This is a genomic window from Dactylosporangium sp. NPDC051087, assembly GCF_055586325.1.
Genome location: NZ_JBVJIJ010000028.1, coordinates 95,019 through 119,101, shown reverse-complemented (window position 1 = coordinate 119,101; position 24,083 = coordinate 95,019). Strand labels below are relative to the sequence as shown.

Here is a 24,083-nt window from a genome sequence, read left to right as displayed (position 1 = left end):
GTGGAAGGTAGTTTCCCAATGCGTAGATCCGTGCTCTATCCGCTGGTTGCCCTGGGCGCGACGGCCGGGACCCTGTGGTTCGGCTCGCCCGCGTCCGCGCACGGATACGTGTCGTCCCCGCCCAGCCGGCAGGCGCTGTGCGCGCAGAAGAAGGTCGCCGACTGCGGGCCCATCCAGTACGAGCCGCAGAGCGTCGAAGGGCCGAAGGGGCAGAAGAACTGCAACGCGGGGAAGCCCGAGTTCGCGGTCCTCAACGACAACAGCCGCAACTGGCCGGCCACGTCCGTCGGCTCGTCGGTCACGTTCAACTGGGTCCTGACCGCCCGGCACTCCACCAGCACCTGGGACTACTTCATCGGCAACACCCGCATCGCGCAGTTCAACGACGGCGGCAAGCAGCCGAACGCGACCGTGTCGCACCAGGTGAGCCTCGCCGGGTACTCCGGGCGGCAGACGGTCCTCGCGGTGTGGAACATCGCGGACACGGTCAACGCCTTCTACAACTGCGTCGACCTGCAGATCGGCAGCGGCGGCGGGTCGACCCCGACGCCGACCGCCACGGCCACCGCCTCGCCGAAGCCGACCGCGACCGGCACCTCGTCGCCGAAGCCGACCGCCACCGCCTCGAAGACGCCGACCACGACGCCGACCAAGGCGCCGACCACCACGAAGCCGCCCGCGCCGAGCGGGGCCGCCTGGGCCGCCGGCGTCACCTACCGGGTCGGTGACACGGTCACGTACGACGGCCGCAAGTACCAGTGCCGCCAGGCCCACACGTCGATCTACACGTGGGAGCCGATCTACACCCTCGCCCTCTGGCTGCCGGTGTGACCGCCGTGACCCGCGTCCTGCTCGCCGCCTTCGTCGCCTCGGCGCTGCTGCTCACCGGCTGCAAGGACGTCAACGCCCCGGCCGCCCCCGCCGTCCCGCAGGGCGTCGCGGCCGTCGCCGAGGGCCCGCACAACGCCTACGACGTGCTGTTCCTGCAGATGATGATCGGCCACCAGCGGCAGGGCCTGGAGATGCTGAAGCTCGGCAAGGCCAAAGGCGTCCGCGAGGACGTCGTCAACCTCGCCGGCGCCATCGACGTTACCGAGGCCGAAGAGGTCGACCGGATGACCGGCTGGCTCACCGGCTGGAACGTGCAGGCCACCGGCAGTGACGACCACAGCAGCCACGCCGCGCACGGCGGCCAGGCGGCCACCGGCGAGGAGCAGCTGCAGGCCCTGCGCGACGCGTCCGGCGCCGACTTCGAGATGAAGTTCCTCAACCTGCTCATCGCCCACCAGCACAACGCGGTCGAGATGGCGCAGCAGCTGAAGACCAACGGCCAGAACACGACCGTCAAGCAGTTCGCGCAGCGCATCGAGCTGTCCCGCACCCAGCAGATCCAGCAGATGCTGGTGCTCGTCAGCGGCTGACCCGCCGGCGCCGGCATGTTCGAACGGGCCGGACGAGGGGAATCAGACCCTCGTCCGGTCCTTCCTGCCGAAAGGGTGCCCGCCATGTCGTCCGAAGCCACCAGCCGTTGCCCGGTCTGCGACGCGAAGGTCCACGTCAACGCCGGCGCCCCGGCCCCCTCGCACCACGCGGACGGTGCCTCCGGCCAGTGCGCCGGGACCGGCAAGCCGACCCACTGAACCCCGCCGGGTGATCCACCACCCGCAGGTCTTTCACCCGATTTGTGACAACGGCCGGCGCCGGTACCGGCGGCACCATCATCGGCATGTTGCACCTCGACCCTGACAGCGTCCTCGTCACCACCGCCGCGGAGCTCCAGACCCGGCACCTCGAACGCGACCCCGACGACCCGGCCCGCTGCGGCGCCTGCGGTGCCCTCCTGCCCTGCCCGGTCGAGGCCGCGGCCGCGCTGGTCTGCCGCGCCGGCGGGCTGTGGCTGGAGGGCGACACGCTCGTCGACGCCCTGGAACCCCCGACCCAGCTGATCGCCATCCTGCCCGCGCCCGTCTAGACCCCGTTACGCCTGCGGCGGAACGGGCGCCGGGACGGTTCTGGCGGACCGCCGGGCGTGGGTATGGTGACCCACGTGGCGGACGTGGCACACCTCGGGCCCGGCGGGCGGCGCACCCGGCCGCTGCTGCGCGCCCTCGTCGGTGACGTCCTGCGCCGGCACCGTCTCGCGCAGGGACGCACCCTCGCCGAGGTCGCCGCGGACGCGTGCGTGTCGATGCCCTACCTGTCGGAGGTGGAGCGCGGCCGCAAGGAGGCCAGCTCCGAGGTGCTCGCCGCGGTGTGCGACGCGCTGCGCATCGACCTCGCCGACCTGCTCGCCGAGGTGGGGCGCGACCTGCTCGACGACCGCGCCCCCGTCATCCGCCTCCGTCCGCTGCTCGGCACCGCCCCGATGGCACCCGGCCGTCCCGCGCAGCGGCCCGGCGGGGTCGTGCTGCTCGCCGCCTGACGCGGGCCTTCGCGCTTTGCGCGTCGGGTCTTTTGCGCTTTTGCGCGTCGGGCCTTCTGCGCGTCGGGCTTTGCGCGTCGGGTCTTTGCGGCGCGTCGGGCCTTCTGCGCGTCGGGCTTTGCGCGTCGGGACTTTGCGGCGCGTCGGGACTTTGTGCGTCAGGCTGCCAGGGCGTGCTGCAGCGGGCGGGCCGCGCGGTTGGTGACGACCTGGTCGGCGATGCCGTAGGCGACGGCGCCGGCCGCCGACAACGTCATGCTCCGGTCCGTGTCGGCCCGGATCTTGTCCACCGGCTGCCCGGTGTGCTCGCTGAGGATCTCGTTCATCTCGGCCCGGACCTTGGCCACCTCCCTGGCCTGCACCGCCAGGTCGGGCAGGGTGCCCCGGGCCTGGCTGGACGGCTGGTGCAGGGTCACCTTCGCGTGCCGCAGCACCGACCGCCGGCCCGGGGTGCCGGCCGCGAGCAGCACCGCCGCCGCGGACGCCGCCTGCCCGACACAGATCGTCGAGATGTCACACCGCACGAACTGCATCGTGTCGTAGATCGCGGTGAGCGCGCTGAACGAGCCGCCCGGCGAGTTGATGTACAGCCCGATCTCCCGCTCGCTGTCGGACTCCAGGTGGATGAGCTGCGCGATGACCACGTTGGCGACGCCGTCGTCGATCTCGGTGCCGATGAAGATGATCCGCTCCGAGAGCAGCCGCGAGTAGATGTCGTACGCCCGCTCGCCGTTCGGGGTCTTCTCCACCACCGTCGGAATCGTGTACTGGCTCATGCCGTCCCCTCCGCTGCGCTCCGGCGCCGGCCCGAGCTCGACCTGTCATCCTGATGAGCGATTTCTCCGCTGCGTTCCGGGCCGCTCATGCGCCCAGCCCCGCCATGCGCTGGGCGACCGCGGGCCGTACATCGGCGACCTCTTCGAGGATGCGGTCGATGAGGCCGTAGTCCAGCGCCTCCTGCGCGGTGAACCAGCGGTCCCGGCGGCTGTCCCGCTCCACCGTCTCCACCGGCTGCCCGCTGTGCTCGGCGATCAACCTGATGAGCGTGGCGCCGACCCGCTCCAGCTGCTCGGCGTAGATCTCGACGTCGGCCGCGGTGCCGCCGAACCCCGCCGACCCCTGGTGCATCAGGATCTGCGCGTGCGGCAGGCTGAACCGCTTCCCGGGTGCCCCGCCGGACAGCAGGAACTGCCCCATGCTGCCGGCCAGGCCCATCGCGAGCGTGCTCACGTCGTTGGGGATCAGCCGCATCGTGTCGTAGATCGCCAGCCCCGCGCTCACCGAGCCGCCCGGCGAGTTGATGTACAGGCTGATGTCGCTGCGCGGGTCCTCCGCCGACAGCAGCAGCAACTGCCCGCACAGCCGGTTGGCGACCTGATCGTCGACCTCCGTGCCGAGGACGATGATGCGCTGGTACAGCAGCTGAGCGGCGACCTGGTCGTCGAGCGTCCCCGCGTGCATCGCGGTCAACCCGGTGGCGTACTGCATCGTCTTCTCCTCGCGCTCGGACCTTGTCGATCCACCATGGGATCGCCGCCCGCCCGGGGCCAAGCGCCTCTGCTGTCAGCAGAGCCCGAAGGTGGTCGCGGGCCTCCGTGGTGCGGGCGGTTGCCGCGGGGGCGTAGGGTGACGGGCGATGTTCGCGCTGCGCACCAGGCTTGCCGGTGTCGTCGCACTGGTGGCGCTCGGCGCCGCCGGCTGTGGCGGCGACCCTGCTCCGTCCACCGTCTCCGCCACGGCGAACGCGTCCGAGTCGCCAGGCCGGCAGCTCGCGTCGGGCGCTGCGTCGCCGGGCACCTCCAGCGCGCCGGGCACGCCGGGCGCCGCGAGCGGGCAGTCGGTCAAGCACGCGTTCCCGGTGCAGGGCAAGGCGTCCTACGCCCGGACCCACCACGACTATCCGGCGAGCGACATCATCGCCGCCTGCGGCCTGACGGCGGTCTCACCCGTCGACGGCACGGTCCTGGAGGTCACCCGCACCGACACGTGGACCGCGAAGGTCAACGACGGCGCCACCCGCGGCGGCCTGTCCGTGTCGATCCTCGGCGGCGACGGCGTGCGCTACTACATGTCCCACTTCTCCGCGATCGACCAGGGCATCGACGCCGGCGCCGTGGTCAGGGCCGGCCAGCCGGTCGCCAAGATCGGCCGTACCGGCGACGCCGGCGCCTGCCACATCCACTTCGGCCTGTCCCCGGCCTGCCAGAAGACCGGCGACTGGTGGACCCGCCGCGGCGTGATCTGGCCGTGGTCCTACCTGGACGCCTGGAAGGCCGGCACCACGAAGTCCCCGCTCGCCGACGTCGACAAGTGGCAGCAGGAGCACGGCTGCCCGACCAAGCCCCTGACCAACCTGTAACTACCGTCCGCGGGCGTTCCACCTCGTACCGTCACGCTCGCCGATCCGGTGGGCCAGGGGGTACTACAGTGGGTGATGGCTTCGAAGGTCAATTAGGTGAGCGGCGTTACGCTCGGGAAAGCAGAACGCCGCGGCCGGGCCGGTCATCCGCGATCGGGTCGGTCAGTCGCGGCCGGGTCATCATCCGCGATCGGGTCGGTCAGTCGCGGCAGGGTCAGTCGTAGCAGAGGCAGAACGGGTGGCCTGACGGGTCGCTGTAGACGCGGAAGCCGGCCTCCTTCGTCGAGAGCAGCGTCGCGCCCATGCGCAGGACCTGGGACTCGGCGGCGTCGATGTCGTCGACCTGGATGTCGAGGTGGATCTGCTGGGGGAAGTTGGGGTCGGGCCACAATGGCGGCCGGAACTCGGGCGCGAGCTGGAAGCTGAGCTTCGTCGTGCCGTCGCCGATGTCGACCCAGTCGCCGTCGACCCGGGTGACCGGCAGGTCGAGCAGCTCGGAGTAGAAATGGGCGAGGGTCTGCGGGTCGGGGGTGTCGAGCACCACCGAGGTGAGTTTCGCCGTCATCCCCCCATCGTGCCCGACGAGTCCGGCGGAAAACCCTGCGCCTGGATGGCGGTGATCGCGACGGTGTTGACGATGTCCTTGACCGTCGCGCCGCGGGACAGGTCGTTGACGGGCTTGCGCAGGCCCTGCATGACGGGGCCGACGGCGACCGCGCCCGCCGAGCGTTGCACGGCCTTGTAGGTGTTGTTGCCGGTGTTCAGGTCGGGGAAGACGAAGACGGTCGCCTGGCCGGCGACGGCGCTGCCGGGCAGTTTCGTGGCGGCGACCGAGGGGTCGACGGCGGCGTCGTACTGGATCGGGCCCTCCACGGGCAGGTCGGGGCGGCGGGTGCGGACGAGCGCGGTCGCGGAGGCCACCTTCGTCACGTCGGCGCCGGCGCCGGACGTCCCGGTCGAGTAGGACAGCATCGCCACCCTGGGGTCGATCCCGAACTGGGCGGCGGTCGTGGCCGAGGACAGGGCGATGTCCGCGAGCTGCTCGGCGTCGGGGTCCGGGTTGACGGCGCAGTCGCCGTACACCAGGACACGGTCGGGCAGGAGCATGAAGAACACGCTGGAGGCGACGCCCAGGCCCGGCACCGTCTTGATGATCTCGAACGCGGGGCGGATCGTGGCGGCGGTGGTGTGGGTCGCGCCGGAGACCATGCCGTCGGCGAGGCCGAGGTGCACCATCATCGTCCCGAAGTAGCTGACGTCCCGCACCACGTCGCGGGCCAGGTCCAGCGTCACACCCTTGTGCGAGCGCAATTCCGCATAGATCGGGGCAAAGCGCTCCAGGAGCGGCGACCCGGCCGGGTCGATCACCGCCGCGTCCGAGATGTCCAGGCCGAGGTCCCGTGCCTTCGCGGCGATCACGGCCGGGTCGCCCAGCAGCGTCAGCGCCGCGACACCCCGCCGCAGCAGGATGTCCGCCGCCCGCAGGATCCGCTCCTCGGTGCCCTCGGGCAGCACCAGGTGCCGCCGCGCCGCCCGGGCCCGGTCGATCAGGTCGTACTCGAACATGAGCGGCGTGACCCGCGGCGACGCCGTCAGCTCCAGCGCCGCCGCGAGCGCCGTCGTGTCCACGTGCGACTCGAACGCGCCGAGCGCCGCCGCCACCTTCCGCGGGTTGTCCGGCCCGAGCCGGTGCTCCATCCGCGTCGACGCCGCGATGGTGTCGTAGCTCGCCGTCGGCACCGACAGCACCGCCAGACCCGTGTCGAGCCGCTCGAACAGCGCCAGGGCCGCCGGGTCCGGCGCGATCCCGATCGTCAGCACGATCCCGGCGAGCGGCACGGTGCCCGACGCGTGCGCGGCCGCCGCGGCGACGAGCAGGTCGGCCCGGTCGCCGGGGGTGATCAGCAGGCAGTTGGGGGTCAGGTGGGTCAGGACGGCGGGCACCTGCGCGGCGCCGACGACGTAGTCGAGCACGTCGCGTTCGAGGGACGCGGGCCCGGAGCTGAGGACCTTCGCGCCCAGCGCCGCCGCGACCTCCGCGACCGTCGGCGCCGCGACCGTGGCCACGTTGGGGATCGAGTAGCACGGCACCGGCAGCTCCGGCGGCTTCACGGACGACTTGTTGACCACCACCGCCGCGACGGTCACGTCGTGGTCGACGAGGGCGTGGTACGCCTGCCGCGCCACCGACCCGGCCGTGTCGTCGTCCAGGTCGGCGCCGTTGACCACCGCGACGACGACCGCGCCGAACTCGTTGGCGAGGCGGGCGTTGAGCGCGAGCGTCGGGGACTGCTCGTCGTCCAGGTCGCTGCCGATGACCACCACCGCGTCATGGTCGCGGGCGATCGGCCGGAAGCGTTCCACGATCCGCCCGACGAGCCCCTCACCGTCGCCCGCGGACAGCAGCTGCGCCGCCTCGGCCGCCGTGACGCCGAAGAGCTCCTGATGGTCCATGTCGATGTGGTACCGCGACCGCAGCAGCGACAGCGTCGGGTCCGCCGCCGCCTCGTCGACGAACGGCCGGAACACCCCGATCCGGGGGACCTTCCGCGACAGCAGCTCGGCGAGACCGAGCGCGACGGCGGACTTGCCGGATCCGGGGCCGTGCTCGACCACGTACACGATGCGTGCCACAGCAGTAGTCTGCCTGTCATGATCCTCGTGCTCAACAGCGGCTCGTCGTCGGTGAAGTTCCGCGTCGTCGACCTGGCCGAGCCGGCCGGCGGCGAGCGGGGCGCGGTGGAGCGGATCGGCGAGCCGGGCGGGCCGCCGGACCACGCGGCCGCGCTCAGGGAGATCCTCGGCGGGCTCGAGAGCGGGTCCGGCACCTCCGGGATCGGCGCCGTCGGGCACCGGGTCGTGCACGGCGGCTCCCGGTTCACCGAGCCGGCCGTCGTCGACGACGCGATGCTGTCGGTGCTGCGCGAGCTGACGCCGCTCGCGCCGCTGCACAACCCGGGCGGCATCGCCGGCATCGAGGCCGCCCGGGCGGCGTTGCCCGGTGTCCCGCACGTGGCCGTGTTCGACACCGCGTTCCACGCGACGCTGCCCGCCGCCGCCCGCACGTATGCCCTCGACAAGGACCTCGCCGCGCGGCACGGGATCCGCCGCTACGGCTTCCACGGCACCTCGTGCGACATCGTGTCCCGGCGCGCCGCGGAGCTGCTCGGCCGCCCGCTCGCCGAGCTCAACATGATCGTCCTGCACCTGGGCAACGGCGCCAGCGCCACCGCGATCCGGGGCGGCCGCAGCGTCGAGACGTCGATGGGCCTCACCCCGCTCGAGGGCCTCGTCATGGGCACCCGCTCCGGCGACGTCGACCCGGCGGTGCTGAGCTACCTGCACCGCGCCGCCGGCCTGTCCGCGGCCGGCGCGGAGGAGCAGCTCCAGCGCCACGGCGGCCTGCTGGGCCTCGCCGGCGCCAACGACATGCGCACCGTCCTGTCCCGCCGCGCCGAAGGCGACCCCGACGCGTCGCTCGCCTTCGACGTGTACTGCCACCGCGTCCGCAAGTACGTCGGCGCGTACCACGCGGTGCTGGGCAGGCTCGACGCGATCGCGTTCACCGCCGGGGTGGGCGAGCACGCCGCCCCGGTCCGCGCCGCGGCCCTCGACGGCCTGGACATGTGGGGCATCTCGGTGGACGCCGCCCGCAACGCCGCCCACGCCCCGATCATCTCCCCGGACGGCGCCCGGGTGACGGTGTGCGTGGTGCCCACGGACGAGGAGCTCGCCATCGCCGAGCAGGTCGAGGCCGTCACCGGCTAGGCGGGCTCCAGCACCGCCGCGGTGGCCGGGCCCGGGGTGACGGTGGCGACGCCGCGGCGGCGGGCGAGCCGGGCGACGACCGTGGCATAGACGATGGTCACGACCGCGTTCAGCGCGAACTCGAGCCACGGCAGGTCGGCGTAGGGCCCGCCGTCCGTGAGCTCGTCGCGGAACGCCGAACCGGCGACGTCGACCAGGTCCAGGCACACCACCAGGGCGATGCCCGCCTCCAGGCCGCCGGTGCGCACCGCCAGCCACCCGAGCACCGCGCCGAGCAGGACGCCGTCGGTGAAGTCCCACGGCCCGGCCGTGTAGAACGCGGCACCGTAGAGGACCGCCTGGATCGCGACCGCCGGCCACGGCCCGCCGCCGAACGCGCCGGCGGCCTGCAGCAGCCAGCCCCGGAAGGCGTACTCCACGGCGACGGCCAGCAGCACGGTCGGCGTGACGAAGAGCAGGAAGGTGACCAGCCGCGGGCCGGTGACGTCCCACGGGCCGGAGTCGATCCGCATGTCGTAGCCGCGGGCCGTCACGTACACCAGCAGCGCGGCCCCGGCCACCGCCATCGTCATCACCACCGCCGCCTCCAGCAGGCACTCGCCGAGCCAGCGCCGGCGGGTGCGGCCCAGCACCGACGTGAGCGTCCCGGCCGGTCGGGCCTGCGCGTAGCGGGCGGCCAGCGGCACCATCGCCCCGAGCGGCAGCGCCAGCGCCATCCAGCGGAGCCAGGCGCCGGCGGTCGCGCCGAAGCCGTCCCAGACGTCCGCGTCGGGCAGCCGGTACCAGATGAGGTAGGCGCCGGCGGTCAGGGCGAGCGTGCCGAGGACGGGACGCCACCAGCGGTGCGCGGCGGTGCGGGCGAGGCGGTGGAACGGCGCACCCGGCTCGGGCAGGCTCAGCATGCGCACATTAGAGCAGCCTTCAGCGCCAGCCGCGGGGGTGGTTGGCGGTGCGGGGGCCGCTGCCGCGGGTGGTGGCGCCGGCGGCCTCGGCGAGGACGTCGGCGAGGTCGTCGAAGCCGTCGCGGACCAGGCCCGCGGTGACGCGGACGTGGTCGCTGTCGAGGTGGCTCACCTCGAAGGGGGCGCCAGGGGCGACGGCGATCCCGTGCGCGGCGAGGGTCAGCATCGCCACCTGCTGGTTGGTCACGGCCATCCACAGGTTGATGCCGTCGCCGGCGGTGGCGGTCACGCCGCGGGCGTCGAGGGCGTCCAGCAGCATTGTGCGGCGGCGGCTGTACTCGTCGCGGGCGTGCGCGATCTGGTCCACTGTGGACGGATCGGTGAGGAGCTCGACGAGGACGGCCTGGAGCAGCCGGCTGGACCAGCCCGGGCCGAGGAGGCGGCGGTCGGTGACGGCGGTGACCACGTCGGCCGGGCCGCCGATCGCGGCGAGGCGCAGGTCCGGGCCGTGGCTCTTGGAGAAGCTGAGCACGTGCACGGTGCGGTCGGGCAGGCGGCGGCCGAGACTGACCGGGGGAGCGGTCGCGATGTCGCCGGCGTGGTCGTCCTCGATGATCGTGACGGCGGGGTGGCGGGCCAGGACGCGGGCGAGCTTGTCGGCGCGGGCCTGGGTCATGCTGGCGCCGGTCGGGTTGTGGGCGCGGGGCTGCAGGTACACGGCGACCGGGTCGCAGCTCTGCAGCGCCGCCGCGAGGTCGTCGGGGCGCATCCCGTGCTCGTCGATGGCGACCCCGACGACCGTGGCGCCGACCGCTTCGAGCAGGTCCAGCATCGGGGGGAAGGCCGGGTTCTCCACCAGGACGTGATCGCCGAAGCGGACGACGGTGCCGGTGATGCGGTCGAGGGCGTCCATGGCCCCGTCGACGACGGTGATCTGGTCGGGCGGGAACGGCCAGCGCTCCCTGAGGACCGCCTCCAGCGAGGGCAGGACCGCGCCGTCGAGGTAGCTGGTGGTCAGCCGGGCGTCGCCGATGCGGCGCAGCGCGTCGGTCAGCGACGGCAGCAGGTCGTAGTCCGGCACGCCGGTCGAGTAGTCCCGCACGAGACCGGAGCCGAGCTCGCCGACGCGGCCGCCGAGCTGCGCGTACCGCAGCCGCTGCCGGGGCATGGAGGGCGTGGCGACGAACGTGCCGGAGCGGCCGCGGGTCTGGATGGCGCCGGCGCGGGCCAGGCTGCGCCACGCCTCGGACACGGTGGTGGGGCTGATGCCGAGCTCGCGTGCGACGTCGCGCACGGTCGGCAGGCGGGCGCCCGCGGGCAGCGTCCCGGCGGTCACCAGCCGGCTGACGGCGGCGGCGATTCCCCGGGCGCTGCGGTCGTCGACCGCCCCGGCGATGAGCGCGAGCAAATTACATCTCCGAAACATTCTGTAACGCTTGGACCATTGTCCGCCTAGATTTGTGTCGTTAGTGTCCTACGGCATCCGACCTGATACAAGGTCAAAGCCGCAGCCGTAGAAGCCCACCACCGCCAAAAGCCCAGAGAGGGGCAGCCATGGCAGACGTGATCCGGGCCGCCATCGTCCAGACCAGCTGGACGGGCGACAAAGAATCAATGATCAAGGCGCACGAGGACTATGCGAGGCAGGCCGCCGCGCAAGGTGCGAAGGTCATCTGCTTCCAGGAACTGTTCTACGGACCCTACTTCTGCCAGGTGCAGGACAAGGCCTACTACGAGTACGCCGAGTCCATCCCCGGCCCCACCACCGAACGCTTCCAGGCCATCGCGGCGGAGCTGGGCATGGTGATGGTGCTGCCGATGTACGAGCAGGAGCAGCCGGGCGTGCTGTACAACACCGCCGCCGTGCTCGACGCGGACGGCAGCTACCTCGGCAAGTACCGCAAGAACCACATCCCGCAGGTGAAAGGGTTCTGGGAGAAGTTCTACTTCCGTCCCGGCAACCTCGGCTATCCCGTCTTCGACACGGCGGTCGGCAAGGTCGGCGTGTACATCTGCTACGACCGGCACTTCCCGGAGGGCTGGCGGGCGCTCGGCCTCAACGGCGCGCAGATCGTGTTCAACCCGTCCGCGACCAGCCGTGGCCTGTCGGCGTACCTGTGGCAGCTGGAGCAGCCGGCGAGCGCCGTGGCCAACGAGTACTTCATCGGCGCGATCAACCGCACCGGCATCGAGGACCTCGGCGAGAACGACTTCTACGGCACGTCCTACTTCGTCGACCCGGAGGGGAAGTTCGTCGGGGAGGTCGGCGACGCGCACAACCCGGAGCTGATCGTCCGCGACCTCGACATGGGTCTCCTCGCCGAGGTCCGCGACCGATGGCAGTTCTACCGGGACCGGCGGCCCGACGCATACCAGGACCTGGTGAAGCCGTGATCCTCATCAAGGGCGGGACGGTCATCGGTCCCACGGGCGCGTATCCGGCGGACGTCCTCGTCGTCGGCGAGCAGGTGTCGGCGATCTTCTCACCCGGGCAGGGGCCGACGGAGGGCGACTTCGAGGTCCTCGACGCGACCGGCAAGTACGTCATCCCCGGCGCCGTCGACGCGCACACGCACATGGAGCTGCCGTTCGGTGGCACGTTCGCCAGCGACACCTTCGACACCGGCACCCGCGCCGCCGCGTGGGGCGGCACCACCACCATCATCGACTTCGCCGTGCAGCGCACCGGCGAGGTCGTCCAGGACGGCCTCGCCGCCTGGCACGGCAAGGCCGACGGGAACTGCCACGTCGACTACGCCTTCCACATGATCCTCGGCGGCGTCGACGACGAGTCGCTCAAGGCCATGGACACCCTCGTCACCGGCGAGGGCATCACCAGCTTCAAGCTGTTCATGGCGTACCCGGGCGTCTTCTACAGCGACGACGGCCAGATCCTGCGGGCGATGCAGAAGGCCCGCGACAACGGCGCCATGATCATGATGCACGCGGAGAACGGCCCCGCCATCGACGTGCTCGTGAAGCAGGCCCTGGAACGCGGCGAGACCGACCCGATCCACCACGGCCTCACCCGCCCCGAGGCCCTCGAGGCGGAGGCGACCAGCCGCGCCATCTGGCTCGCCGGCGTCGCCGCCGACTGCCCGCTGTACATCGTGCACCTGTCCGCCAGCAAAGCCCTCGAACAGGTCGCCGCCGCCCGCGACCTCGGCCGCAACGTGTTCGCCGAGACGTGCCCGCAGTACCTGTACCTGACCCTGGAGGACCAGCTCGGCGCGCCCGGCTTCGAAGGCGCCAAGTGGGTCTGCTCGACGCCGCTGCGCAGCAAGCACGAGACGCACCGCGCCGACCTGTGTCAGGGGCTGCGCACCAACGACCTGTCGGTCGTGTCCACCGACCACTGCCCCTTCTGCTTCAAGGACCAGAAGGAGCTCGGCATCGGGGACTTCTCGAAGATCCCCAACGGCATCGGCAGCGTCGAGCACCGCGTCGACCTGCTGTACCAGGGCGTCGTCGACGGCAAGCTCAGCCTCGCCCGCTGGGTCGAGACGATCGCCACCACCCCCGCCCGGATGTTCGGCCTGTACCCGCGCAAGGGCATCATCGCGCCCGGCTCCGACGCGGACATCGTCCTCTACGACCCGGCGGCCCGCACCCGCATCGGCGTCGAGACGCACCACATGAACATGGACCACTCCGCCTGGGAAGGCTACGAGATCGCCGGGAAGGTCGACACCGTCATGTCCCGCGGACGGGTCATCGTCTCCGGCGGCGCCTACCACGGCGCCAAGGGCCATGGGCAGTTCGTCCGCCGCGGACTCTCCGACTACCTGATCTGAGGGCAACACACATGCGTGAGATCAAGCATTGGCTCGACGGTGCCGCCGTCGAGGGCACCAGTGGCAGGCAGTTGCCGGTCTGGGACCCGGCGACCGGCGAGCAGCAGGCGTACGTCGTCGCCGCGACCGCGGAAGAGACGAACAGGGCGGTCGCCAGCGCGAAAGCCGCGTTCCCCGCATGGCGGGCCGCGTCGCTGTCCCGCCGCGCCGAGGTCATGTTCCGCTTCCGTGAGCTCGTCGACGCCAACCGCAAGGAGATCGCCGCCCTGGTGAGCGCCGAGCACGGCAAGACCGTCGCCGACGCCGGCGGCGAGGTCGCCCGCGGCCTGGAGAACGTCGAGTTCGCGACCGGCGCCCCGCACCTGCTCAAGGGCGGCTACAGCGAGCAGGCGTCCGGCGGCGTGGACGTGTACTCGATCCGCCAGCCGCTCGGGGTCGTCGCCGGGATCACCCCGTTCAACTTCCCGGCCATGGTCCCGATGTGGATGTTCGCCAACGCGCTCGTCTGCGGCAACACGTTCGTGCTCAAACCGAGCGAGAAGGACCCGTCCGTCTCGCTGCTCCTCGCCGACCTGCTCCGGCAGGCGGGGCTGCCCGACGGGGTGTTCAACGTCGTGCAGGGCGACCGGGAAGCGGTGGAGACGCTGCTGAGCCACCCCGACGTGCAGGCGTTGAGCTTCGTCGGCTCCACCCCGATCGCGAAGGCCGTCTACGAGGCCGGCACCCGCGCCGGCAAACGCGTCCAGGCGCTCGGCGGGGCGAAGAACCACATGGTCGTCCTGCCCGACGCCGACGTCGCCAGCGCCGCCGACGCCGCGGTCTCCGCCGGGTACGGCTCGGCCGGCGAACGGTGCATGGCGATCTCGGTCGTCGTCGCCGTCGGTGCCGTCGCCGACCCCCTGGTCGCCGCGATCAGCGAGCGGATCGGCCGGATCGCGGTCGGCCCGGCCAGCGACCCGTCCGCGGAGATGGGCCCGCTCATCACCCGCGAGCACCGCGACAAGGTCGCCGGCTACCTCTCCAATACCAGCGCGGAGGTCGTCGTAGACGGCCGTGACGCGCCCGTCAGCAGCGGTCCCGGGTTCTTCCTCGGCGCGTCGCTCGTCGACAAGGTCAGCGTCGACGAGGCGCTGTACACGGACGAGATCTTCGGACCGGTCCTGTCCGTGGTCCGCGTCGACAGCTACGACGAGGCGCTGCGACTCGTCAACGACAACGAGTACGGCAACGGCACCGCCATCTTCACCCGCGACGGCGGCGCCGCCCGGCAGTTCCAGTACGACGTCGTCTGCGGCATGGTCGGCGTCAACGTGCCCGTCCCGGTGCCGGTGGCCTACTACAGCTTCGGCGGCTGGAAGTCCTCGCTCTTCGGCGACCTGCACATGTACGGGCCCGAAGGCATCCAGTTCTACACGCGCAGCAAGGTCGTCACCTCGCGCTGGCCCGACCCGGCCACGTCAGAGGTCGACCTGGGCTTCCCCAAGGTGAGGTGACGCATGGACGTAGGGGTGGTGCTCCAGTGTGACCCGCCTGCGATGCAGGTGGTGGAGCTCGCGAAACAGGCCGAGGCGGCCGGGTTCAGCCACGTGTGGACGTTCGACTCGCACGTGCTGTGGCAGGAGCCGTTCGTCATCTACAGCAAGATCCTCGCCGACACCGAACGGGTGGTCGTGGGGCCGATGGTCACCAACCCCGGCACCCGCGACTGGACCGTGACCGCGTCGCTGTTCGCCACCCTCAACGAGATGTACGGCAACCGCACCGTCTGCGGCATCGGCCGCGGTGACTCCGCCGTGCGGGTCCTCGGCAGCCGGCCGACGACCCTCGCCGAGCTGCGCGAATGCGTGCAGGTGATCCGGGAGCTCGGCAACGGGCGGCAGGTGCACCTGCGCGACCGGGACCTGCAATTCGCGTGGGCGCCGGACAGCCGCCTCGAGGTGTGGGTCGCCGCGTACGGGCCGAAAGCCCTCGCACTCACCGGCGAGGTCGGCGACGGGTACATCCTGCAGCTCGCCGACCCCGACATCGCCGCGTGGATGATCACGGCGGTGCGGGACGCGGCGGAGAAGGCCGGCCGCGACCCGGCGGCGATCAAGTTCTGCGTCGCGGCACCCGCGTACGTCGGCGACGATCTCGCCCACCAGCGGGACCAGACCCGGTGGTTCGGCGGGATGGTCGGCAACCACATCGCCGACATCGTCGAGCGGTACGGCAGCGCCGGCGCCGTCCCGACCGCCCTCACCGACTACATCAAGGGCCGCAAGGGCTACGACTACGCCGAGCACGGCCGGGCCGGCAACCCGCACACCGACTTCGTGCCCGACGAGATCATCGACCGGTTCTGCATCCTGGGCCCGGTCGAGGAGCACCTGAAGCGCCTCGCCGAGCTCAAGGACCTCGGTGTCGACCAGTTCGCCGTGTACCTGCAGCACGACGCGAAGGAGTCGACGCTGCGGGCGTACGGCGAGCGGATCATCCCGGCGCTGTCATGAGGAAGGTCCTCGGTGCTCTCGGGGGACTGGTCGTCTTCGCCCTGTTGTGGGAGGGGTACAAGGCGGTCGGTGACCCCGAGGGCACCGCGGTCCTCGGCGTGAAGGTGCTGCCCCGCGCCGACGACCTGTCGATGCCGCACCTGTGGACGGTCGCGCAGCGGCTCGGCCGGCCGGAGCTCACCGGCGGGCGGCCCGTCTGGCAGGTGGTGTCCGACGCGTGCCTGTTCACGCTGGGGGTCACCGCCGTCGGTTTCGTCGCCGGTACGGCCATCGGCTTCGTCCTCGCGACGCTCATGCAACGGTTCCGGGTCGTGGAGCGGGGGCTGCTGCCGTACGTCGTGCTGTCGCAGACCGTGCCGCTCGTCGCCCTCGCCCCGCTCGTCGCGGGCTGGAGCGGGGCGCTGTCGTTCGGCCCCTACCCGTGGCAGGACTGGATGACGGTCGCCGTCATCGCCGCCTACCTCGCGTTCTTCCCCGTCGCCGTCGGGCTGCTGCGCGGCCTGCAGTCCCCGTCGGACGCCGGGGTCGAGCTGATGCGCAGCTACGCGGCCGGCTGGTGGCGCACCTACGGCAAGCTGCGGCTGCCCGCCGCGCTGCCGTTCCTGTTCCCCGCGCTGCGCCTCGCCGGTGCCGCCGCCGTCGTCGGCGCGGTCGTCGGCGAGATCTCCACCGGCACCCGCGGCGGGATCGGCCGGCTCGTCATCGAATACTCCAGGGAGGCCACCTCTGACCCCGCGAAGGTCTACACCGCCATGCTCGGCGCCGCCGTCCTCGGCCTCGTCGTCGCCGGCGTCGTCAGCCTCCTCGAGCTCCCCCTCATGCGGCACCGGCGTCGCCTGGTCTGGGCCGACGATGCGAAGCTCTCGGGCCGGACCGGGCGCAGGGTGGAGGTGAACGTCATATGACGGCCGTGTCGATCGCCGGCGTCAGCAAGGTGTTCAACGCGGGCCGCCCCGACGAGGTGACCGCACTGTCCGATGTGGACCTCACCGTCGGCAGTGGACAGTTCGTGTCGCTGATCGGGCCGTCCGGGTGCGGCAAGAGCACCCTGCTGCGGCTCGTCGCCGACCTCATCGACCCTACCTCGGGCACCGTCACCGTCGCCGGGAAACCGGCCGCGCAGGCCCGCCGCGACCAGGAGTACGGCATCGCCTTCCAGCAGGCCGGCCTCTTCGAGTGGCGCACCGTGCGGCGCAACGTCGAGCTGCCCCTCGAACTGCGCAAGGTGCCCAAGGCCGAGCGGAAGGCCCGGGCGGAGGAGATGCTCGCGCTGGTCGGTCTCGCCGACTTCGCGGGCCACTACCCGGCCCAGCTGTCCGGCGGCATGCAGCAGCGGGTCGCGATCGCGCGGGCTCTGGCGGTACACCCGCCGCTGCTGCTGATGGACGAGCCGTTCGGTGCCCTGGACGAGATGACGAGGGAGCGGCTGCAGGCCGAGCTGCTGCAGATCTGCGCGAAGACCGGCACCAGCACCGTCTTCGTCACGCACTCGATCTCCGAGGCGGTGTTCCTGTCCGACAAGGTCGTCGTCATGTCCGCGCGGCCCGGCAGGATCACCGCGACCGTCGACATCGACCTGCCCGGCCGCGACGAGGCGGCCAGGCAGTCCCCTGCCTACTTCGAACACGTCACCGCCGTGCGCAAGGCGCTGCGGGCATGAGGCACGTCCGGTCGGTCCTGCCCCCGGTGCTGGTCGGCGTCCTCGGCCTCGCGCTGTGGGAGCTGATCGTCAAGGCCGGACGGGTCGCGCCGTTCATCCTGCCGGCCCCGTCGGCGATCTGGGCGCAGTTGGTCGAGCAGCGCGGCAACGTCGCCGACGCGGCCCTCGCCAGCGGCGCCAACGCCCTCGTCGGCCTCATCGGCGGCACCGTCGTCGCGGTCCTCGCCGCGCTCGCCACCAGCCGGTCGAAGCTGCTCAGCGACGTCGCCGTGCCCTACGCCGCCGTGGTCAACGCGCTGCCGATCATCGCGCTCGCCCCGATCCTCAACAACATGTTCGACTCCACCAGCAGCCTGCCGCGCCGGCTCGTCGCCGGGATCATCGTGTTCTTCCCGGTCTTCGTCAACACGCTGCGCGGGCTGCGCGAGGTCGACCCGACCCACCGCGAGCTGATGGCCAGCTACGCGGCGGGCAGCTGGACCTACGCCCGGCTGGTGCGCCTGCCCGGCGCGCTGCCCTACGTGTTCACCGGACTGCGGCAGGCGTCCTCCCTCGCCGTCATCGCCGCGGTCGTCGCCGAGTACTTCGGCGGCCTGCAGGACGGGCTGGGGGCGCGGATCACCTCCGCCGCCGCGTTCACCGCGTATCCCCGAGCGTGGGCGTTCGTGGTCGGCGCCTGCGCCCTCGGCCTCGTCTTCTACCTGACCACGCTCCTGCTGGAGCGTCTGGCAACGCCCTGGAAAGCACGTTCCTAGCTTCCCCGGAGGAACCCCCATGAGAAGAACCAGGTCCCTCATCAGTGTCGCCACCGTCGCCGGCCTCCTGCTGGCCGGCTGCGGCACCGCCGACACACCGACGACGACAACCACCGGTGCCGGTGGTCTCACCACCGTGAAGCTGCAGCTGCAGTGGTTCTTCCAGGCCCAGTTCGCCGGCTACATCGCCGCCGTCGACAAGGGCTTCTACAAGGAACAAGGGCTGGACGTGCAGCTCATCGAGGGCGGCGTCGACATCGTCCCGCAGACCGTCCTGGCCACCGGCAAGGCCGACTACGCCGTCGCCTGGGTACCGAAGGCGCTCGCGTCCCGGGAACAGGGCGCCGGGATCACCGACGTCGGGCAGATCTTCGCCCGGTCCGGCACCTACCAGGTCGCGTTCGCCAGCAGCAACATCAAGTCCCCGGCGGACTTCAAGGGCAAGAAGGTCGGCAACTGGGGCTTCGGCAACGAGTTCGAGCTCTTCGCCGGCATGACCAAGGCCGGCCTCGACCCCGGCAAGGACGTCACCCTCGTGCAGCAGCAGTTCGACATGCAGGCGCTGCTGAAGAAGGAGATCGACGTCGCGCAGGCCATGTCCTACAACGAGTACGCGCAGCTGCTGGAGGCGACCAACCCGGCCACCGGCGCGCTGTACAAGGCCGAGGACTTCGCCATCATCGACTGGAAGACCGTCGGCACCTCCATGCTGCAGGACGCCGTGTGGGCCAACACCGACAAGCTCGGCGACAAGGCCTACCAGGAGCAGACGGTCAAGTTCCTCACCGGCACCATCAAAGGCTGGGCGTACTGCCGCGACAAGCCCGAGGAATGCCGCGACATGGTCGTCGCGAAGGGCTCCAAGCTCGGCAAGAGCCACCAGCTGTGGCAGATGAACGAGGTCAACAAGCTCGTGTGGCCGGCCGCGAAGGGCGTCGGGCTCATCGACGACGCCGCCTGGAACCAGACCGTCGAGATCTCGATGACCACGAAGAACCAGGTCGGCGACACGGTCCTGAAGAAGAAGCCCGAAGGCCTGTCCTACACGAACGACTACATGCAGAAGGCCATCGACGCGGCGAAGACCGCCGGGGTCGACGTCCTCGGCACGTCCTTCGCCCCGCAGACCGTGACCCTGACAGCCGGCGGCGCGTAGGCCTCGCCGGTCAGGCTGAAACTTCCATCGACGGCCGGCCGCCGGGGTGTCCGACGACGCTCCCGGCGGCCGCCACGGCCGCCCGCGCGGCCTCGCCCGGCGCCGCCCCGGCGAGCAGCGCGGCGGTCAACGCGGCAATGAGGGCGTCGCCGGCACCGGTCGTGTCGACGACGCGCCCACCGGGATGCGGGATCGTCACATGCCCGCCACCTTCCTGGGACGTCGTTTCGTGGCCGCCCCGCCAGACGAACAGGTCGCCGCCCTCGTCCAGGGCGAACGCCAGGAGACGCGGGCCGGCGTCCAGCAGCCCGGGCGCGGCGTCGAGGATCGCCCGCTCGTCCGCCGGGACCCCGAGCAGGAGCGCCGTCTCGTGGGCGTCGGCGCGCAGCACGTCGGCACCGGCCAGCAGCGACCGGTCGGTGACCACACCGTCGAGGACGGTGAGCCCACCGGCGAGCTCCACGGCCGCGCGGACCGCTTCGAGCGGCTGCTGCAGCTGGACGAGGACAGCGTCAGCCGCCCGCAGCACATCGGCGGCGGCCCGGACGTCGGCCTCGGTGAGCAGCACCCCCTGCGGGAGGTCCTCCAGGTAACGCCAGCGACCCCCACCCTCCAGCACCTCGACGATCAGCCCGGTCGGCGTCCCGGCCCGCCGCACCACGTGCGCCACCTCGACACCGTCGAGGGCAGCCCGGGCGAGCAGCGCGTCACCGACCGGATCGTCCCCGGCCACCGCGACGAGCGCCGTCGCGACCCCGTGCCGGACCAGACCGACAGCCTGGTTGGCGCCCTTCCCGCCGAGCTGTTCGAGCCGCTCCCGGACCGCCCCCGACGCCCCGGCGTCAGGCAGCCGCTCCATGACCATGACCAGATCGCGGGCCAGCTGCCCGACCACCACCGCACCCATGCCGCCACCGTTACCCCGCACCACCCCGCTTCACCCGCTGCGGGATTTTGTGCGGCGCCGGTGCAGGAGCGCAGCGGCGAGCATGGCGCCGCCGACGAAGAGGCACATGCTGCTGAGGTAGACGGCCGGGTTCGACCGGGCGCCGTAGCCGGGGTCGTCGAGCGGGCGGAAGGCGCCGGCGACGGCGAGGTCTGCGGCGACGTCCAGGTCGACGACGCCGGCCGGGGTGCTCAGCACGGTCCGGGTCTGTTCCGGGGTCGCCTCGACGACGCGGGCGCCGCCCGACGCCGGTGCCGCGTGGGGGCCCGGCTGCTGGAGGATCTCCTCGACGGGTGCCCAGCCGTTGTCCGGTGTACCGGCCACCGCCACGGCCGTGCCGTCGGGGCGCCAGCCGAGGAGGCGCACCCAGCGGGCGTCGGTCACCGGGGCGGTCCGGTGGCCGGGGACGGCGCCGCCGTGGGTGCCGGAGTGCAGCAGGATGGACCAGTCGTCGCCGGTGCCGAGGCGTTTCGCGGTGGCGACCGCGGAGCCGTCCGGCAGCCAGGCGCCGGGGCCGGTCAGCAGACCGGCGTCCGCGGGCAGGGTCGTCACCGGGCGGGCGGTGCGGACGTCGTACACCACCGTCGTGGTGCCGAGCATCAGCGCCACGAGGTCGTTGGCGGGGGTGACGGCCGCGCCGAGGCCGGGCACGACCCAGCGGTCGCCGACGTCGATGCGGGTGATGTCGGTGCGGCGGGCCAGGTCGAAGAGCCCGACGGTGGGGCCGTCCTGGTGCACGACGAGGGTGCCGTCGGGTGAGAAGGCCCGCACCGTGCCCGGCACCCGGGTGTGCCTGCCGGTGACGAGCGACGTGACCGTGCCGTCGCGGGCGATCCGGGTCCCGTCGGGGGACAGCAGGAGCTCGGAGCCGGGGACGCGGTAGACGGGTTCGGTGAGGACGCGGCAGCGTTCGCCGTCGGCGCTGAGGCCGGCGGTGCGGCCCTCCTGCCATTCGCCGGTCGTCGCGGGGCCGCCGTAGACGGCGGCGGTGACCCCGAGATCGCCGCTGCCGCCGGTGTACCAGGGTGGCACGGGCAGTTCGGTCGCGATGCCGGGTCCGGTGCCGCCGGCCGGCACGGACGGACCACCGCCGGCGCGGACGCCCCAGCCGGCGCCGGCGACGACGAGCAGGACCGCCACCGCCGCGAGCGCCGCCGCCCGCCGGCCCCGGTGCCGGGCCCGCACGGTCTTGTAGAACCCGTCGGGCAGCGTGCCGCGGGGTGCCTGTTCGGCGAGAGCCCGCAACCCTTCACGAACGCCGGTCATGCCGCCACCTCCGCTGCGCTGCGGCGTCGGCCTGACCCAGACACTGCGCTGATGATGCCCAGCCCTCCGCTGCGCTCCGGCCTGGTCATGCCGCCACCTCCGCTGCGCTCCGGCCTGGTCATGCCGCCACCTCCAGGACCGTGGTCAGTTCGGGGGCCAGGATCCGCAGCCGGTCCAGGGCGTGCCGGGTCTGGCTCTTCACCGTGCCGACCCGCACCCCGAGCCGTGCCGCGGTCTCCGCCTCGGTGCAGTCCTCGTAGAAGCGCAGGACCAGCACCGCCCGCTGTTTCGGGGTCAGCCGGGCCAGGGCGTGCCGCATCACCATCGCCAGCTCCGGCTCGCCGCCGGGTGGCGCGGGGCGCTCCGGAGGGTCGCCGGTCAGTGTCTCCGGGACCCGTGACCCGCGCCGCCGCCACCAGCTGACCGACTGCGTGTAGAGGACCCGCCGGGCGTACGCGGCCGGGTCGCCGATCCGCTGCCAGCGCACCGCCAGCTTCGCCAGGACCGTCTGCACGAGGTCCTCGGCGTCCTGGCGGTCACCGGTCAGCAGGTACGCCGACCGGGTCAGCGCGTCGAGCTCGCCCCGGACGAAGTCGTCGAACGTCACCGTGCCCCCCTTCACAGGGACAGACGCACGGGGGTGCCGCCGCGGAGGGAACCGTCAAGCGTTCAGGTACGCGAGGACCGCGAGGACCCGGCGGTTGTCGTCCTCCGACTGGGGCAGGCCGAGCTTGGCGAAGATGTTGTTGATGTGCTTGCCGACGGCCTTGTCGGTGACGAACAGCCGGGCGGCGATCGCCGCGTTGGACCGGCCCTCCGCCATCAGCCCGAGGGTCTCCCGCTCGCGCGGGGTGAGCGCCGCCGTCGGGGTGCTGCGGGCGAGCAGCTGGGAGACGACCTCCGGGTCCATGGCGGTGCCGCCGCCGGCGACCCGGCGGACCGCGTCGACGAACTCGCCGACCGTCGCGACCCGGTCCTTCAGCAGGTACCCGACGCCGCCGCGGCGGTCGGAGAGCAGCTCACGGGCGTACAGCTGCTCCACGTGCTGGGAGAGCACCAGCACCGGCAGGCCCGGCACCGCGGCCCTCGCGGCGATCGCGGCGCGCAGCCCCTCGTCGGTGAAGGTGGGCGGCAGCCGCACGTCGACGACCGCCACGTCCGGCCGGTGCGCCAGCAGCGCCTCGTGCAGCGCCTCGCCGGTGTCGACGGCCGCGACGACCTCGAAGCCGTAGGAGGTGAGGAGTCGGATCAGCCCGTCGCGGAGGAGGGCGAGGTCCTCGGCGATGACAACGCGCACGGCAGCTCCATGGTCAGCACGGTGGGACCGCCCGCGGGACTGTCGACGTGCAGGCTGCCGTCGAAGGCTCCCAGACGGCGCGCGACACCGGCCAGCCCGGAGCCACCGCCCGGTGCGGCGCCGCCGGTGCCGTCGTCGCCGACGGTGATGTACAGCGCGTCCCCGAGGTGCGTCAACGATACCCAGGCCGTCGATGCGTGCGCGTGCTTCGCCACGTTCGCCAGCGCCTCGGCGACCGCGAAGTACGCGCACGCCTCGACCGGCGCGTCGGGCCGGCCGTCGAGGTCGGCGTCCACCCGCACCGGGATCGGCAGGGTCAGCGCGAGCGCGCGGATGCCGCCGTCGAGGCCGCGTTCGGCGAGGACCGGCGGGTGGATGCCGCGGACCAGGTGCCGCAGCTCGGCGAGCGCGAGCGTGCTCGCCTCCCGCGCCTCCGCGATGAGCGCCTGCGCGGCGGCGGGGTCGCGGGCGACGAGGTCCTCGGCCATGCCGAGGCTCATCGCGAGGGACACGATCCGTGCCTGCGCGCCGTCGTGCAGGTCCCGCTCGATCCGGCGCAGCTCCGCGGCCTGCGCGTCGACGACCTGCGTCCGGGTCTCGGTGAGCCGGTCGACCCGCCGGGCGAGGGCGGCGCCGCGGGTCGGGGCGAGCAGCAGCCGGTCGAAGTGCGCCATCGCCCACAGCAGCCACGGGCCGGCGTACAGGGCACCGGCGGTGACCAGGGCACCCTGCGGTGGGACGCTGAGGATGTCGAGGGCGTCGGAGATCGGCCAGGTGACGCCGTAGCCGTACCAGCCGGTGGCGGCGTCGATGATGACGGGGATGGCGAGGAACCCCTCCAGGCCGTAGGCGAGCAGCACCGGCCCGGCGACGCCGAGCAGCAGCCCGACGGGCGCCCCGGCGAGCAGCCACAGCAGGTCACGCCACGTCGCCGGGTCGCGGACCAGCCACAGCCACCGCCGCGGCGTCCCGACGAACGCGCCCGGCGGCAGCGGCCGGTACGGGCTGGGGACGTCGATCCACGACCAGGCGCGGGCGGCCCGCCGGTGCAGGTCCGCGTACGAGCGGACCAGCATCGCGACGAGCGGCGCCAGGACCAGCCCCAGGCCGATCACGGTCAGCGCCAGCGACACCACGGACAGCACCAGCAGGGCGAGCTTGACCGGCGGCGACAGCAGCCCGAGCAGCGCCACCCGGCCGATCGCCAGGACGCCGGTGCGCACGAACGCCTTCACCCTCATGCTGCCATTCTGGCGGCGGCGCGGG

General features: G+C 72.4%; 25 protein-coding genes and 1 pseudogene. 15 read left to right on the top strand and 11 right to left on the bottom strand.

What is annotated here, in order from left to right:
* Positions 1–18: 18 nt before the first annotated feature.
* From ACZ6TV_RS42110 to ACZ6TV_RS42090, 5 genes and pseudogenes are all read left to right on the top strand, one after another.
* A complete protein-coding gene (locus tag ACZ6TV_RS42110; protein ID WP_465304801.1) occupies positions 19–831 on the top strand; it encodes a lytic polysaccharide monooxygenase in 813 nt (270 codons plus the stop codon).
* Positions 828–1,421: a DUF305 domain-containing protein gene (locus ACZ6TV_RS42105; RefSeq protein WP_465304799.1), complete on the top strand. Its 594-nt coding sequence runs from the start codon at positions 828–830 to the stop codon at positions 1,419–1,421. The genes ACZ6TV_RS42110 and ACZ6TV_RS42105 overlap by 4 nt, the downstream gene beginning before the upstream one ends.
* 84 nt (positions 1,422–1,505) lie before the next feature.
* Entirely contained in the window at positions 1,506–1,640 is a 135-nt protein-coding gene (locus tag ACZ6TV_RS42100) for a hypothetical protein (protein ID WP_354786493.1), read from the top strand.
* Positions 1,641–1,726: 86 nt separating this feature from the next.
* Positions 1,727–1,972 carry a hypothetical protein gene (locus tag ACZ6TV_RS42095; RefSeq protein WP_203851168.1) on the top strand — a complete coding sequence of 82 codons (246 nt, stop codon included), beginning with the start codon at positions 1,727–1,729 and terminating at the stop codon, positions 1,970–1,972.
* A gap of 63 nt (positions 1,973–2,035) precedes the next feature.
* Positions 2,036–2,297: pseudogene (locus ACZ6TV_RS42090) on the top strand (helix-turn-helix domain-containing protein); the annotation flags it as partial.
* A gap of 283 nt (positions 2,298–2,580) precedes the next feature.
* On the opposite strand, the gene ACZ6TV_RS42085 reads toward ACZ6TV_RS42090, so the two are convergent.
* Positions 2,581–3,198, bottom strand: a complete 618-nt coding sequence (locus tag ACZ6TV_RS42085) for a ClpP family protease (RefSeq protein WP_465304797.1) — start codon at positions 3,196–3,198, stop codon at positions 2,581–2,583.
* 85 nt (positions 3,199–3,283) lie between these two features.
* Positions 3,284–3,910, bottom strand: a complete 627-nt coding sequence (locus ACZ6TV_RS42080; protein WP_465304795.1) for a ClpP family protease — start codon at positions 3,908–3,910, stop codon at positions 3,284–3,286.
* Between the two features lie 148 nt (positions 3,911–4,058).
* On the opposite strand from ACZ6TV_RS42080, the gene ACZ6TV_RS42075 reads away from it, so the two are divergent.
* A complete protein-coding gene (locus ACZ6TV_RS42075) occupies positions 4,059–4,781 on the top strand; it encodes a M23 family metallopeptidase (RefSeq protein WP_465304793.1) in 723 nt (240 codons plus the stop codon).
* Between the two features lie 214 nt (positions 4,782–4,995).
* Here ACZ6TV_RS42075 and ACZ6TV_RS42070 read toward each other — a convergent pair whose 3' ends face one another.
* On the bottom strand, positions 4,996–5,346 hold the full coding sequence (locus ACZ6TV_RS42070; protein WP_465304791.1) for a VOC family protein: 351 nt from the start codon (positions 5,344–5,346) through the stop codon (positions 4,996–4,998).
* Positions 5,343–7,415 carry a phosphate acetyltransferase gene (gene pta / locus ACZ6TV_RS42065; RefSeq protein WP_465304789.1) on the bottom strand — a complete coding sequence of 691 codons (2,073 nt, stop codon included), beginning with the start codon at positions 7,413–7,415 and terminating at the stop codon, positions 5,343–5,345. The genes ACZ6TV_RS42070 and pta overlap by 4 nt, the downstream gene beginning before the upstream one ends.
* Positions 7,416–7,433: 18 nt before the next feature.
* Here pta and ACZ6TV_RS42060 point away from each other — a divergent pair, with 18 nt between their 5' ends.
* Positions 7,434–8,549, top strand: coding sequence for an acetate/propionate family kinase (locus tag ACZ6TV_RS42060; RefSeq protein WP_465304787.1), 1,116 nt, complete (start codon positions 7,434–7,436; stop codon positions 8,547–8,549).
* Here ACZ6TV_RS42060 and ACZ6TV_RS42055 read toward each other — a convergent pair.
* The gene (locus ACZ6TV_RS42055) at positions 8,546–9,451 is read right to left on the bottom strand and encodes a lysostaphin resistance A-like protein (protein ID WP_465304785.1); all 906 of its coding nucleotides are present in this window, start codon (positions 9,449–9,451) and stop codon (positions 8,546–8,548) included. The genes ACZ6TV_RS42060 and ACZ6TV_RS42055 overlap by 4 nt on opposite strands.
* Before the next feature lie 19 nt (positions 9,452–9,470).
* Positions 9,471–10,859 carry an aminotransferase-like domain-containing protein gene (locus ACZ6TV_RS42050; RefSeq protein WP_465304783.1) on the bottom strand — a complete coding sequence of 463 codons (1,389 nt, stop codon included), beginning with the start codon at positions 10,857–10,859 and terminating at the stop codon, positions 9,471–9,473.
* 146 nt (positions 10,860–11,005) lie between these two features.
* On the opposite strand from ACZ6TV_RS42050, the gene ACZ6TV_RS42045 reads away from it, so the two are divergent.
* From ACZ6TV_RS42045 to ACZ6TV_RS42010, 8 genes are read left to right on the top strand one after another with little or no spacing between them, the layout of a single operon-like run.
* The gene (locus ACZ6TV_RS42045; RefSeq protein ID WP_465304781.1) at positions 11,006–11,845 is read left to right on the top strand and encodes a nitrilase-related carbon-nitrogen hydrolase; all 840 of its coding nucleotides are present in this window, start codon (positions 11,006–11,008) and stop codon (positions 11,843–11,845) included.
* Positions 11,842–13,245 (top strand): dihydropyrimidinase, encoded by a 1,404-nt coding sequence (gene hydA, locus ACZ6TV_RS42040; protein ID WP_465304779.1) that lies wholly within the window; start codon positions 11,842–11,844, stop codon positions 13,243–13,245. Before ACZ6TV_RS42045 ends, hydA begins: the two co-directional genes overlap by 4 nt.
* Positions 13,246–13,256: 11 nt before the next feature.
* Positions 13,257–14,738, top strand: a complete 1,482-nt coding sequence (locus ACZ6TV_RS42035) for a CoA-acylating methylmalonate-semialdehyde dehydrogenase (RefSeq protein ID WP_465304777.1) — start codon at positions 13,257–13,259, stop codon at positions 14,736–14,738.
* A gap of 3 nt (positions 14,739–14,741) precedes the next feature.
* Positions 14,742–15,737, top strand: a complete 996-nt coding sequence (locus tag ACZ6TV_RS42030) for a TIGR03842 family LLM class F420-dependent oxidoreductase (RefSeq protein WP_465304775.1) — start codon at positions 14,742–14,744, stop codon at positions 15,735–15,737.
* On the top strand, positions 15,734–16,642 hold the full coding sequence (locus ACZ6TV_RS42025; RefSeq protein ID WP_465304773.1) for an ABC transporter permease: 909 nt from the start codon (positions 15,734–15,736) through the stop codon (positions 16,640–16,642). The genes ACZ6TV_RS42030 and ACZ6TV_RS42025 overlap by 4 nt, the downstream gene beginning before the upstream one ends.
* Positions 16,639–17,397 carry an ABC transporter ATP-binding protein gene (locus ACZ6TV_RS42020; RefSeq protein WP_465304771.1) on the top strand — a complete coding sequence of 253 codons (759 nt, stop codon included), beginning with the start codon at positions 16,639–16,641 and terminating at the stop codon, positions 17,395–17,397. The genes ACZ6TV_RS42025 and ACZ6TV_RS42020 overlap by 4 nt, the downstream gene beginning before the upstream one ends.
* Positions 17,394–18,152: an ABC transporter permease gene (locus ACZ6TV_RS42015; RefSeq protein ID WP_465304769.1), complete on the top strand. Its 759-nt coding sequence runs from the start codon at positions 17,394–17,396 to the stop codon at positions 18,150–18,152. The genes ACZ6TV_RS42020 and ACZ6TV_RS42015 overlap by 4 nt, the downstream gene beginning before the upstream one ends.
* A 19-nt stretch (positions 18,153–18,171) precedes the next feature.
* Positions 18,172–19,308 (top strand): ABC transporter substrate-binding protein, encoded by a 1,137-nt coding sequence (locus ACZ6TV_RS42010; RefSeq protein WP_465304767.1) that lies wholly within the window; start codon positions 18,172–18,174, stop codon positions 19,306–19,308.
* A 10-nt stretch (positions 19,309–19,318) separates the two neighbouring features.
* Here the strand turns inward: ACZ6TV_RS42010 and ACZ6TV_RS42005 are convergent, their stop codons facing one another.
* The 5 genes from ACZ6TV_RS42005 to ACZ6TV_RS41985 all read right to left on the bottom strand — a co-directional run bounded on the left by ACZ6TV_RS42005 (position 19,319) and on the right by ACZ6TV_RS41985 (position 24,058).
* Entirely contained in the window at positions 19,319–20,215 is an 897-nt protein-coding gene (locus ACZ6TV_RS42005) for a PfkB family carbohydrate kinase (RefSeq protein WP_465304765.1), read from the bottom strand.
* Positions 20,216–20,245: 30 nt separating this feature from the next.
* Positions 20,246–21,520, bottom strand: a complete 1,275-nt coding sequence (locus ACZ6TV_RS42000) for a WD40 repeat domain-containing protein (RefSeq protein WP_465304763.1) — start codon at positions 21,518–21,520, stop codon at positions 20,246–20,248.
* Between the two features lie 118 nt (positions 21,521–21,638).
* Positions 21,639–22,127 carry a SigE family RNA polymerase sigma factor gene (locus ACZ6TV_RS41995; RefSeq protein WP_465304761.1) on the bottom strand — a complete coding sequence of 163 codons (489 nt, stop codon included), beginning with the start codon at positions 22,125–22,127 and terminating at the stop codon, positions 21,639–21,641.
* A 54-nt stretch (positions 22,128–22,181) separates the two neighbouring features.
* The gene (locus ACZ6TV_RS41990) at positions 22,182–22,817 is read right to left on the bottom strand and encodes a response regulator (RefSeq protein ID WP_465304759.1); all 636 of its coding nucleotides are present in this window, start codon (positions 22,815–22,817) and stop codon (positions 22,182–22,184) included.
* Positions 22,769–24,058, bottom strand: a complete 1,290-nt coding sequence (locus ACZ6TV_RS41985; protein ID WP_465304757.1) for a sensor histidine kinase — start codon at positions 24,056–24,058, stop codon at positions 22,769–22,771. The genes ACZ6TV_RS41990 and ACZ6TV_RS41985 overlap by 49 nt, the downstream gene beginning before the upstream one ends.
* Positions 24,059–24,083 lie beyond the last annotated feature (25 nt).